Annotated in this window: 8 protein-coding genes and 1 rRNA gene; all 9 read left to right on the top strand. The window is 40.7% G+C overall.

What is annotated here, in order from left to right; translation table 11 throughout:
* Positions 1-436 precede the first annotated feature (436 nt).
* Positions 437-3832 carry a TonB-dependent receptor gene (locus H164_RS0109585; RefSeq protein ID WP_025829922.1) on the top strand — a complete coding sequence of 1132 codons (3396 nt, stop codon included), beginning with the start codon at positions 437-439 and terminating at the stop codon, positions 3830-3832.
* Between the two features lie 13 nt (positions 3833-3845).
* On the top strand, positions 3846-5240 hold the full coding sequence (locus H164_RS0109580) for a RagB/SusD family nutrient uptake outer membrane protein (protein ID WP_026356329.1): 1395 nt from the start codon (positions 3846-3848) through the stop codon (positions 5238-5240).
* 61 nt (positions 5241-5301) lie between these two features.
* Complete coding sequence (locus H164_RS0109575) at positions 5302-6345, top strand: MBL fold metallo-hydrolase (protein WP_019968414.1); 1044 nt, start codon at positions 5302-5304, stop codon at positions 6343-6345.
* Positions 6346-6347: 2 nt separating this feature from the next.
* Positions 6348-7247, top strand: a complete 900-nt coding sequence (locus tag H164_RS0109570; protein ID WP_025829923.1) for a glycerophosphodiester phosphodiesterase family protein — start codon at positions 6348-6350, stop codon at positions 7245-7247.
* Between the two features lie 22 nt (positions 7248-7269).
* Positions 7270-8169 (top strand): glycerophosphodiester phosphodiesterase family protein, encoded by a 900-nt coding sequence (locus H164_RS0109565; protein ID WP_025829924.1) that lies wholly within the window; start codon positions 7270-7272, stop codon positions 8167-8169.
* A gap of 14 nt (positions 8170-8183) precedes the next feature.
* The gene (locus H164_RS0109560) at positions 8184-9527 is read left to right on the top strand and encodes an MFS transporter (protein ID WP_019968411.1); all 1344 of its coding nucleotides are present in this window, start codon (positions 8184-8186) and stop codon (positions 9525-9527) included.
* Positions 9528-9744: 217 nt separating this feature from the next.
* Entirely contained in the window at positions 9745-9870 is a 126-nt protein-coding gene (locus H164_RS16085) for a hypothetical protein (protein WP_019968410.1), read from the top strand.
* A gap of 84 nt (positions 9871-9954) precedes the next feature.
* A complete protein-coding gene (locus H164_RS0109550; RefSeq protein ID WP_019968409.1) occupies positions 9955-12090 on the top strand; it encodes a heparinase II/III domain-containing protein in 2136 nt (711 codons plus the stop codon).
* 434 nt (positions 12091-12524) lie between these two features.
* A 16S ribosomal RNA gene (locus tag H164_RS0109545) occupies positions 12525-12902 on the top strand; the annotation flags it as partial.

Raw genomic sequence — 12902 nt, 5'->3', positions numbered from 1 at the left:
AACATTGAACTTTGACCTTGATGATTCGTCCTGTTATCAAGATGATTTGCAGGCAAGAGGCATGTAGGGACGCACGGCTCGTGCGTCTGTCCAACCGGTGTGCATAAATGACGAAGGAAAAGAGTGCTCTGCAGGCAGAAATCACACACGGGTTGTTGAGCGTTAGCGAAAAAATCGAAACAAATCGAACAAATATTGATGCATAAAAATATTTGGAATATTTGGATAGATTTGGTTGATTTCTCGGCGAGGTAGACTGCAACGGGAGACTTATCCAATACGGACAGACTTTTCAAAAACGGATTCGTGTTTACGGTTCTTGGTCTTATTTTTGATATTTTTTATTTTCTGTTGGGTGTAACGGCAACTTTTAAGGTCTTTAGAAATATAAAAACCCAAAAAACAAAAGAAAACCAACAATCAAAAGTCAAAGTTTATGAACACACGAAGACTCTCGGCCCTTGTCGCAGGGGCTTTTCTTGCAGGCTGCATGACAGTTCATGCCCAGACAGTCTTTCTGGGATCGAACAAAGTGACACTAAAGCAAGCGTTTGAAAAAATCGAGAAAGCCTCGAAGTACCGCATTGTCTACAACGCTACATTGATAGACACGTCACGCACACACTCCGTCTCTAAGACAGAGGGCGACGCTTTGGAATTACTCAAGCTTGTATTGCAGAGTGCCGGCTGCGAATACGAGATCAATGGGAATTACATTACCGTACGCCCAAAGTCATCAAAGACCCCCTCCAAATCTTCAAACACGAACAAGAAAAAGATTTCAGGACAGATTACGGATGCCACCGGCGAACCAATCATCGGCGCTACGGTGATGGAAAAAGGAACAACTAAAAATGGTGTTATAACAGATTTATCTGGTAACTATACCATAGAGATTCCGTCTGATGGAATGTTGGCAGTGTCTTATATCGGTTACAAGGGTCAAGATATAAAGGTAAAAGGGCGCGATATTATCAATATTACTTTGGAAGACGACAATAAAGTGCTTGATGAAGTGGTCGTAGTTGGCTATGGCGTACAGAGAAAACGCGATGTGTCTACGGCTGTATCTTCAGTGAAAGCAGAGGCTTTGGCAAATAATCCATCAACGGATTTCCGTCAGACATTAGCCGGTAAAATGCCCGGTGTACAGGTAACTGTGCCAAGTGGTGACCCGGAGGGGAGTGTAAGCATCCGTGTTCGTGGTGTGAGTACAGTCAATGCAGGCAGTGATCCACTTTATGTTGTGGACGGAGTGCCTATGGAACGTGGCTTCGCCAACCTGAACATCAATGATATCGAGTCTGTTGAGGTTTTAAAAGATGCTTCTGCTGCAGCAATCTATGGTAGCCGAGGTTCTAATGGAGTTGTTCTCGTAACAACAAAAATGGGAGTATCAGACAAGCTGGCTATTTCGTACGACGGATATGCCGGAACTCAGACCATTTCTAAAAAACTTGACATGATGAATGCCTATCAATATGCAGCGTTTGTAAAGGATGCACATGACAATGCTTACTTGGATAAAAATCCCAGAGGAAGTGCAAGTGACCCTAATAATCTGCGTAAAGAAGGGTATATGAAGATCCCTGATATGTTAGTTCCCTATTTGAACGGACAATCAGGGCTTGTTGACACGGATTGGCAAGATGCCATCTTTCGTACAGCAATGACCATGGGACATAATATTTCTCTTTCCGGCAGGTCGAATAGTATAAACTATTTCGTATCAGGTAACTATATGAAGAAAGATGGTATTATCATCGGTTCTGATTTTGAAAAATATAGTGGTCGTTTAAATCTTTCGGGTCAGCATAAACGTTTGAAGTTCGGTATCAATTTTGCACCATCTTATTCTGTATCTAATTCTGTGGACGCTTCAGGAGCAAATGGAATCGTTCAATCTGCATTAATGATGCCTCCTATATTTCCCATATACAATGATGATGGTTCTTATAATTATCAGGGAAACGGTTACTTACGTATCGGTACTGACTATCAGATTAATGAGGTGTTAAACCCTGTAGCCATGGTACATTTGCAATCTAATGTAACAGATCGCATGTCTATAACAGGAAAAGCTTTTGCTGAGTTGGAATTGCTGAAAGGATTATCCTATAAGTTCTCCTTGGGTGGTGACTATTATGGGGCACATAACGACCAATATCGTCAATCCTCTTTGCCTTTAAGGGGAAAAAACTATTATACTACGCCTTCCAACCCTACAGGCTATAGCTCATCTTCTTTCTATTTTAATTGGTTGGTGGAGAATCAACTCACCTATAATACAACCATAAATAAGAAGCACAATATCGCGGCAATTCTGGTGCAGTCTGCCCAGAAAGAGACAATGAAGTCTAACAATGTAACGGCTACGGATTATCCAAACGACTATATCCAGACAGTAAATGGCGGTACGGTAATAAACGGGGGATCTAATAAGACGCAATGGTCAATTGCTTCATATCTGGCTCGTGTACAATATAACTATGAAGGACGTTATATGCTTTCTGCAGCAATCCGTACTGATGGTTCTTCTCGCTTTGGCAAGAATAATCGTTGGGGATACTTCCCATCTGCTTCTGTTGCATGGCGTATTAGCGATGAACTATTCTTTAAGAATGTAAAATCTTTATCGTTCATCCATGACATGAAGATTCGTGTCAGCTATGGTGTGACTGGTAATTTTCAGATTGGCAATTATGACCATTTGGCAACCATGTCTATAGATAATTATATTTTGGGGAATGGTTTGGTTTATGGTTACAAACCTGATAATATCAAGCGTGATGACTTGAGCTGGGAGAAAAACCAAATGATAAATGCCGGTATTGATCTCCAGATGTTTGATGGTTTTCTTGGCGTTTCTGTAGACTATTATAACACGAATACTTCAGATATGTTGCTTTATGTGCCTGTACCTCTTTTGACAGGCTATAGCACTTCCTTACAAAATATAGGTAAGGTAAATAATCGTGGCTGGGAAATATCCTTAACTTCACAACACACTTTTGCTAATGGCTTGGGCTATTCTTTCAATATCAACTATGCAAAAAACACCAACGAGGTAAAGGCTCTTGGACCAGGGAATGCACCAATCATTTCTTCTGGTAGTGTAACACATGCTTATTATATAACAGAGGTTGGTAAGTCTATCGGAAATTATTACCTTATGCAACAAGACGGTGTGTTCAAGACACAGGAGGAATTGAATAGCTATCCACATCTTTCCAACACAAAAGTCGGGGACTTTAAGTTCGTGGATGTTGATGGAGATAAAGTGATAGATCTTGACAAAGACCGTACAATCTGCGGTAACTATATGCCAAAGTTCACATATGGTTTTGGTGGTAAATTATGGTATGCCGGATTTGATATTGATTTCAACTTCCAAGGTGTATATGGCAACAAGATATTAAATTTGAACCGCCGTTACATTGATAATATGGAGGGTAATATGAATGGCACTAAAGTGGCTCTTGATCGTTGGAAGAGTATTGATAATCCAGGGAATGGTTTGGTTAATCGTGCAAATCGCAAGCAAACAGGAAGTAATGGCCGTACTTCTACATGGCACTTGGAGAGTGGTTCGTATCTTCGCCTTCAGAACCTTTCTTTCGGCTATACTCTACCAAGAAGTCTCACTCACAAGTTTAAGATCGAGAAGCTGAGAGTTTATGTTTCCGGTCAGAACCTCTTTACTATCACAAACTATAGCGGTTATAATCCGGAGGTGAACGCTCGACCTTCCCAGAACTTGACTCCGGGCGAAGACTATGGTACTTATCCTTTAGCAAGAACATATATGTTTGGTTTGAATCTCACATTATAAAGAATTATACGATATGAAAAAGATAATAATTTTGTTGTCATTAACAGCTTTGCTTATGTCTTCTTGTGGAGAGAACTTCTTTGAATTGGAGCCAGCAAGCAAGGTGACGATAGACAAAATATATAAAACTGCAAGTGATTATAATGTTGCTGTTGTTGGCTGTTATTCAAAACTGCAGTCTCAGGTGGACTTTTATAAGGAATGCTGCGAGTATCGCAGTGACAATATGGAAGTGAAAGCCCCGACAGCCGGGACACAAGATCGTTATGACATCAATCATTTTGAGGATAAACCCTCTAATTCTATTTTGTCTGAATATTGGGCAAACTTTAATAACAATATTTACCGTTGTAATTTAATACTTGACCAAATCGATGGTGCTCAGTTTGATGAAACATTGAAAAAGCAGTATAAAGGTGAGGCTATGTTCATTCGAGCATTGAATTATTTCAATATGTATCGCGTTTGGGGTGGTGTCCCTGCTACTAAGCATGTAGTAAGTGCAGCAGAGGCCTTGAAAATGGCAAGATATAGCAATGAACAGATGTTTGATTTAATAGCTGGCGATTTGAAAGAGATAGTTGACAACAACTATCTTCCTGAATCCTATGCTTCAACAGAAACAGGTCGTGCTACTTCTGGCGCAGCAAAGGCGTTATTGGGTAAGGTTTATCTGACATTCCATAAGTGGATGGAGGCAAGAGATATTCTCTCACAATTGATAGGAAAATATAGATTGTTGACTTCTATTAGGCAGGTTTTTAATGCAGAAAATAAAAATAATGCAGAAATCATTTTTGCAATCCAGTTTAACAAAGACATTGTCAATGAGGGACATTCTTATTGGTATGATATCACCAACTTGACAGATGAAATTGGTCAGGCAGACGCTCTTCGGGATTGTTTTCCTGCAGGTGATGCCCGCAAAGCAATGATTACATATGTGAAAGTAGATAGCAAAACCTATCTGATGGGTAAGTTCTTAGATACCAAAAATATATCTTTCAATCAAGTTGGAAATGACATGATTCTCCTTCGTTATGCAGACGTTCTATTGATGCATGCAGAAGCTCTAAACGAAATTGGTTATGACGCCTCTAATGGCTCTATTGCTTTACAGGAAGTAAATGCCATAAGAAATAGAGCCGGACTTGCCAGTTTGACGGCAACGGATGTGTCTTCACAAGAAACTTTCCGTAGGGCTATATTGGATGAACGCCAAAGAGAGTTCCCGTATGAAGGACACCGTTGGTTTGACTTGGTAAGAATGGGGTATGCCAAGAGTGCAATAGCTTTGCGCGGTTTGAACATAGAGGACTATCAGCTACTTTTCCCTATCCCTCAAGCAGAGATAGAGAAAGTTGGTAACACTTCTATATTGTGGCAGAATCCCGGTTACGATAAATAAAGTCTCATACATTTAAGAGGGCCAATTGGTTTGGTCCTCTTGAATTAGATAAAGAAGCGTCATGAAAAAGATATTTTTACTTCTATCTTTACTCACTATTGCTTTATTTTCGTGTAAAAGTGAAAATACAGGAATACCCAATACGCAGACCGTAGAAGGAAAAACTACTCAGATGAATATTGCAAGGACGATAGCAGAACGTTTATGGGCTACCTCTTCTTTGCAAGTTCCTCTTGAAGAAGCAAGGATTTCGGTATTTAATGATATTCAGAAAATGGCAGATGATTGTTCAGCAGATTTCTTTAAAAGCTACTTGGCTTGCTCTGACAAGAATGCCGAATTACGGGAAAAGTATGACTTAATGTTAGCTTTTTATCGTTTGGCATTTGACCATGTGTTACAAGCTGTGAAAACAGAACATGTAGAGAAGGGAACTGTTTGCATTTGGAATCTATACAATATGGGATACATCATTAAAACTCCATCTATTTGCTTTGGAATAGATATCAATCATCGTTGGGCAAAGTTATTAGAACCTTACTTGGAATTCCTTTGTGTAACTCACAACCATAAGGATCATTACGATACAGAACTTATTAACGCAATGTTAAAAGCAGGGAAACCTGTCTATTCTAATTTTATAAAAGGTGGACGCACATCAAAGGTAGCTACAGATTATCAATATAATAATGTGAAGATACATATATCTATTACTGATCACAACAATTCAGGTTTATCTAATTTCGTTTCGGTTTTTACCATTGAGTGTGGTGATGATAGTGGAAACTTTACCTTGTTACATACAGGCGATTCAAACTTTAAGCCAAAGCAATATACCAATATTCTGCCACATGTTAATGTGTTGATAACCCGGTATGCACCAAATGCACTTACTGAGAATAATATTATAGGAACAGGCAAAGGACAAACAATTCCCGATTATGTATTGCTTTCACACTTATTGGAGTTAACACATATTGATGAGGATGATTGCAGATGGAGTTTAAAGTCGGGCTTGATAAGGGCTGCAAATCTGAATTGTAAAAATTCTATAGTGCCTATTTGGGGTGAGAAATTAACTTGGAATAATAACAAATTGAACTAAAAATGAAGAAATTATATGTTTTATTGATACTTTGCATGTCTGCTATAGCGAATTATGCACAGCAAAATATGAAGGAAGTATTGGAGGACTTTTATAAGCCTGCAAAAGAAAGGATAATGGTGGTTTCGCATCGGGGAGATTGGCGTAATGCTCCTGAAAATTCTATTCAAGCTTTTAAGAATTGTATTGACATGGGTGTTGATATGGTTGAATTAGACTTGAAGAAAACAAAAGACGGCATCTTGATTGTGATGCATGACAAGAAGATAGATCGTACCACAAATGGCAAAGGATTCGTAGAGAATTTCACGTTGGATTCTTTACAATCTTTACATCTAAAGAATGGCGCAGGCTGCAAAACACGACATCAGATACCTACCTTCCGTGAGGTAATGCAACTATGTAAGGGTAAAATCATGGTGAATGTGGATAAAGGTTATGACTACTTTGATGATGTTATGAAGGTGTTGAGGGCGTCAGAAACCATTGAGCAATGCATTATAAAAGCAGAGTTACCTTATGAAGTTGTAAAAGCAGAGCATGGTAAAGAACTTGATAACATTATATTCATGCCTGTAGTCAATCTTTGTAAACCCGGTGCGGAGGAAATCATAGATAGCTATATTGAGAATATGAAGCCTAAAGCTTTTGAATTGGTATTCAAAACAGACGATGCAGATGTTCTTAGGCTGATAAAGAAAGTCCGTGATAGCGGTGCAAGAATTTTCATCAATACATTATGGCCGGAACTTTGCGGTGGACATGATGATGATCGTGCCGTTGAACTCAAACAACCGGATGAGAGTTGGGGATGGATAATCAGTCAAGGTGCAAAGCTAATTCAAACCGATCGACCGGCTTTGCTTCTTGAGTATTTGAAAAGTAAGAAACTTCATAAGTAGAATTCGGTTATTAAAATAGAACATGAAGAAACGATTTTTGTGTTTTTATTTATTGTGCATGCTTTTCACTGTAAGTTATGCACAACGACTAGAAGAAATTCTTTCTGATTTAGCTGCCCCAGCAAGTCATTCCGTTTTGGTTGTTTCTCATCGTGGTGACTGGAGAAATGCGCCCGAAAACTCACTTCAAGCCATCAAGAACTGTATTGACATGGGCGTAGATATGGTTGAAGTGGATTTGAAAATAACGAAAGATGGAGAACTTATTTTAATGCACGACAGTACTTTAAATCGCACAACTAATGGAAAAGGTAGACCAGAGAATTATACGCTTAACGAATTAAAGCTGCTTCAACTAAAGAATGGTGCTGGAGGCCTGACTCGCCATCAGATACCTACTTTTAGGGAAGCGATGTCATTTTGCAAAGGAAAAATATTAGTAAATGTAGATAAGGGGTATAAATATATAAATGAGGTGTATAAAATATTGCAAGAGACCGGAACGTCGAACCAATGTGTTATAAAAGAATGCTTGCCATATGATACCGTAAAAGTTCAGCATGGCAATATCCTTGATAAAATTATATTTATGCCAAAAGCAGATTTATGTAAAAGTGAAGCAGAGCGTATTATCGATAGTTATATCAAAAATATGATCCCTCTGGCTTTTGAGGTTAGGTTTTCTAAAGTTGAGAATAATGTCACGCGTCTCATTAGTAAATTGAGAACTAACGGAATACAAATATTTGTCAATGCTTTGTGGCCATCGCAGAATGACGGACACGATGATGACCGGGCAGTAGAACTTAAACAGGCGGATGAGAGTTGGGGATGGCTTATCAAACAAGGTTTCAAGCTGATTCAAACCGACCGACCGGCTTTACTTCTTGAGTATTTGCGAGCACATAAACTTCATAGATAATAATAGAATAATAAATGTTTAAGAAGATAATAGATTTTTATAAAGTTTCAAAACCTGCACCTGTAGGAAATCTTAACGAAGCGGAGAATGCTCGCAAGCTAATACGCTTGCAGTGGGCGACATTCCTTTCAGCAACTATAGGCTATGGCACATACTATGTTTGCAGATTAAGCCTGAATGTTATCAAGAAACCAATTGTAGAGAATGGTATATTCTCAGAGACAGAACTCGGTATCATTGGTTCGGTTTTATTCTTTACATACGCTATCGGTAAGTTTACCAACGGCTTCTTTGCTGATAGAAGCAATATTAAACGGCTGATGTCTACAGGCTTGTTGATTACGGCATTGGTCAATCTGGTTTTAGGCTTTACTGACTCATTCATTCTCTTTGCCATATTGTGGGGATTAAGTGGATGGTTCCAATCTATGGGTGCAGCATCTTGTGTGGTTGGCCTATCTCGTTGGTTTACCGACAAGAATCGTGGAACCTTCTATGGATTTTGGAGTGCAAGCCACAATATTGGTGAGGCAATGACTTTTGTTTTTGTAGCTTCCATTGTTAGTGCTTATGGTTGGAGGTATGGTTTTATTGGTGCAGCTGTTATCGGTTTTCTCGGAGTTATTATACTCTTGACTTTTTTCCATGACACTCCCGCAAGTAAAGGAGTAACGCTCCCCGAACAACAAATAGTACCTCATAAGCAGCAAAATATTACGTCTTATAACAAAGCACAAAAAACAGTGTTGAAAAATCCTGCAATATGGATTCTTGCTTTAGGATCAGCTTTTATGTATATTAGTAGATATGCTGTTAATAGCTGGGGGATTTTCTATCTTGAGATTATGAAAGGCTATTCTACGATTGACGCAAGCTTCATCATTTCTATCAGTTCCGTTTGTGGTATAGTTGGAACCATATGTAGTGGGATTATCTCAGATAAGTTATTTAATGGCTCTCGTAATATCCCCGTTTTAATATTTGGATTAATAAATGTAATCGCTCTATGCTTATTCCTCCTCATACCTGGTGTACACTTCATAATTGATGTTATTGCCATGGTACTTTTTGGATTGAGCATAGGAGTGCTTATTTGTTTCCTTGGTGGGCTGATGGCTGTCGATCTTGCACCGAAGAATGCATCTGGTGCGGCACTCGGAATTGTCGGAATTGCCAGTTACATAGGTGCAGGTATTCAAGACATCATGAGCGGGTGGCTTATCGAAGGCAATAAGCATATCGTAAATGGTTCGGAAGTGTACGATTTCACCTATATCAACTATTTCTGGATTGGCGCGGCATTACTTTCTGTCATTCTGACGCTTTGTGTTTGGAATGCGAAACCCGATGGTAATTAAGCTGTGGGAGTTGTGTATAATCGGTAGGATATGTTAGACTTCCGATTATACGCAGTATTTTATTTCACGCCCCCCCCGATTGTTCATCAGGATTTTTCCATGTTCTGTCATTTTTTCTTTCATCTTCCATGGAGGAAAAGGGTCGATTGTTAATTGTTAAAAGAAATGTTTTCTTCGTGGAGGACGATTTTTCCTTTAGTTTCTATTAACTTCTGCCATGGCAGAAAGAACTATTCTTCATTTTTTCTTTGTAGACCTTTTTCTGGCTTGTGGCGAAGTCGTTAAACGGTTGTTCCTCGATCACATGACCGACTTACATGACTACATGTACGACTCCGCTTGATAGAAAAATATGGAAATAAAGACTCCAATCTGATTGAAAAGTTGTATCTTTGTGCGGATAAGGACCTGAAAACTAAATCTGTATATGAGAAAAACATTGTTTACCATGGTTTTGACAGCCGCTTTGTCGGCAACGATAATGACGGTTTCGTGCCGTAATCCTGTAGATGTCCCTGACGACAAGGGTACGGTGTGTCCTGTATATTCTGTGCGTGCCGGCCATCCGCGGCTTTTCGTCACCAAGGAAGATATTCCGAATATAAAAAGTGCGGCAAAGACTTCGGCTCGCAATACCTATTGGCAAACCAAGGAAGACGTAGACAATCTGCTGCATGGGTCTATTTCGTTCCCGAATCCTACGGCGGTGAACGGTACCGAGAACGGGTGGGTCATATCCAAGGTCTCGCAGGTGGCCATGTTATATCTCATAACCGGCAAGAAAGAATATCTGGATTACACCAAAAAGTTCTTGCAAAAGATTACCGAATATTACCGAATTCGTATAGACAATAATCTGAATGCCGATTGGTATGTGTTTCCGCAAATCAGTACGCTATGCGCCTACGATTGGATTTATGACGCTCTGACACAAGACGAACGCGAAAAGATAGGCAAGCCCCTCTATCAGGTGATGATGGATATTGCTTGGCACGGTGAGGGTCTGCGTCCCCAACGCATTCGTGAGAATACGGGCGGATACAATACGGGGTTCTATGGGACGGATGCCCTGCCGTGGTATATCGCCATCACCTTTTACAACGACGGCATCGATGACGCACGGTGCGAGAAAATGTTCCAAAAAGGATTGCAGCTGAATATGAAAATGACGCAATTCCGCAGCGAGTTAATCGGTAAAAACGGCGGAGGGTCGACCGGTTGTGTAGGTTATGCGTTGGGTGCCTACCCTGTCGCAGACTTCAACTTTATCAGAAGCTACCGGGCGGCGACAGGCATAGACATGTCTCAGAAGCTGGATTATGTACTCGGATACTTGAATTTTATCGATTGGAACCGCTTGCCGGGCAACCGCGAATTTGGATTCGGCGATAGCTATCATTACGATTGCTTGCTTCCCGAAAAAGAAATCAATTATCACCTCAGAGAGATTGCTACGCTTTATGGGAGCTCTCCCAATGTGCAACGTCTGTTAGGCTTGTTCAACAAGAAAAACTATACGGAACGCCTTCCCTTTATGCCTTTTTTACAAAAGTATCCTCAAGGTACGCCGGGTGCGTCATCCCCGGGTAAAGGAGCCATGTATTTCGATGGGACGGGAGAAGTCATCATGCGTTCAGGCACGGGTGTAGACGACACTTATGCTCTTTTTGTGAGCGGGGGAAGAACCTCTTACCATAAGCACTTCGACAACAACCATTTCACGATTTACAAAAAAGGTTATCGTGCGTTAGATACGGGTACCCGCCCCGAACCCGGCTGGCATCTGTCGCATTACTATGCCCGTACGGTGGCCCATAACTGCGTAACCATCAGAATGCCCGATGAAAGAATGCCCGGATATTGGGGTGGAGGGGCCTCTACCGAAAACAAGTTCGAACCTATCCCCAACGACGGCGGGCAAAGCAGCACATTAGGCTCTGTGCTGAAAGAAATGCGTACCACCGACGATTATGTATATCTCGCCTCCGATGCTACCAAAGGCTATAACAGTAAAAAAGCCTCGTTGGTAGTGCGTGAGTTTATATATTTCTACCCCGACCTTTTCGTGGTGTTCGACAGAGTGACGGCTACCGACAAGAATTATCCCAAAACGTGGTTGATACACACCATCAACGAGCCTACGATGAAAGGCGACAGAGAGTTCTCGGAAACCTCTGACGGAGGCAAGATGATTTGCCGTACATTATACCCTGCCAACGCCATGCTTACTAAAATAGGCGGAAGCGGGAAGGATTTTTGGTCTGACGGACGCAACTGGCCACTGCCGAAACTCACTCCACAGGAGTACGGATATAATATGAACCTCCCGCCCGCCAACCACCCACAGTTGGGGCATTGGCGTATGGAAGTGAGTCCCCAAACGGCTTCTAAAGAAGACTTGTTCATGCATATTATCCAAGTAGGCGATAAGAACCTTTCCGATTTGCCTGATACCGAAACTTTTGAGACTGCAACACAAATAGGTGTAAAATTCACTTATCTGGGCAAATATCACACTTTAACTTTCGATAAAACAAAAGCATATGGTTGTCGAATTCAGTAAGAATAGGTTTGATATATCGGCAATTAATGATGAAACCTATAACTTATATAAGCTAAAAACAAATGTCTTCTGTCTTGATTTCTGAAAATTTTTCCTATCATATAAACTTTTCTTTAAAAAGATTTGGCAGGTATTGATAATTGTATTACTTTTGCATTCGCTTTCCGAGCCTGATGTTGTTCGGAGGCGAGATGAAATAGCGTTCTTTGATAGGATTAAGATAAACAGAGAAGTAGTACAAGAAGCGAGGTGCATATTTATTTATGTACCTTGGGTAGAAGAAACGAACCGTTCAATTATTTGAAAAGAGTTTGCTTTAGACTTCGATACTAAAGAAGGAATTCGTTCTGAACAGATTAACTAGAGGTAGAGTGAGAGAGTAGAAGTGTTTTTGCTTTTTACTTTTTGGCATTTTACCTTATGATTTCTATTTTACAATGGAGAGTTTGATCCTGGCTCAGGATGAACGCTAGCTACAGGCTTAACACATGCAAGTCGAGGGGAAACGATGAGAGAGCTTGCTCTCTCAGGCGTCGACCGGCGCACGGGTGAGTAACGCGTATCCAACCTGCCTCTGACCAAGGGATAACCCGTCGAAAGTCGGACTAATACCTTATGCAGTCGTCGGAAGTCATCTGATGACGACGAAAGATTTCATCGGTGAGAGATGGGGATGCGTCTGATTAGCTTGTTGGCGGGGTAACGGCCCACCAAGGCGACGATCAGTAGGGGTTCTGAGAGGAAGGTCCCCCACATTGGAACTGAGACACGGTCCAAACTCCTACGGGAGGCAGCAGTGAGGAATATTGGTC

It is taken from the genome of Segatella maculosa DSM 19339 = JCM 15638, assembly GCF_000382385.1.
GTDB classification, from domain to species: domain Bacteria; phylum Bacteroidota; class Bacteroidia; order Bacteroidales; family Bacteroidaceae; genus Prevotella; species Prevotella maculosa.
Note: the sequence above shows the minus strand (reverse complement) of the source record. Positions and strands in the feature narration are given on the sequence as shown.

What these genes read in the sequence shown, in the direction of transcription:
- H164_RS0109570 (WP_025829923.1), top strand. Translation starts at nt 6,348, where the DNA reads ATGAAGAAATTATATGTTTTATTGATACTTTGCATGTCTGCTATAGCG.
- H164_RS0109580 (WP_026356329.1), top strand. Translation starts at nt 3,846, where the DNA reads ATGAAAAAGATAATAATTTTGTTGTCATTAACAGCTTTGCTTATGTCT.
- H164_RS16085 (WP_019968410.1), top strand. Translation starts at nt 9,745, where the DNA reads ATGGCAGAAAGAACTATTCTTCATTTTTTCTTTGTAGACCTTTTTCTG.
- H164_RS0109550 (WP_019968409.1), top strand. Translation starts at nt 9,955, where the DNA reads ATGAGAAAAACATTGTTTACCATGGTTTTGACAGCCGCTTTGTCGGCA.
- H164_RS0109560 (WP_019968411.1), top strand. Translation starts at nt 8,184, where the DNA reads ATGTTTAAGAAGATAATAGATTTTTATAAAGTTTCAAAACCTGCACCT.
- H164_RS0109565 (WP_025829924.1), top strand. Translation starts at nt 7,270, where the DNA reads ATGAAGAAACGATTTTTGTGTTTTTATTTATTGTGCATGCTTTTCACT.
- H164_RS0109585 (WP_025829922.1), top strand. Translation starts at nt 437, where the DNA reads ATGAACACACGAAGACTCTCGGCCCTTGTCGCAGGGGCTTTTCTTGCA.
- H164_RS0109575 (WP_019968414.1), top strand. Translation starts at nt 5,302, where the DNA reads ATGAAAAAGATATTTTTACTTCTATCTTTACTCACTATTGCTTTATTT.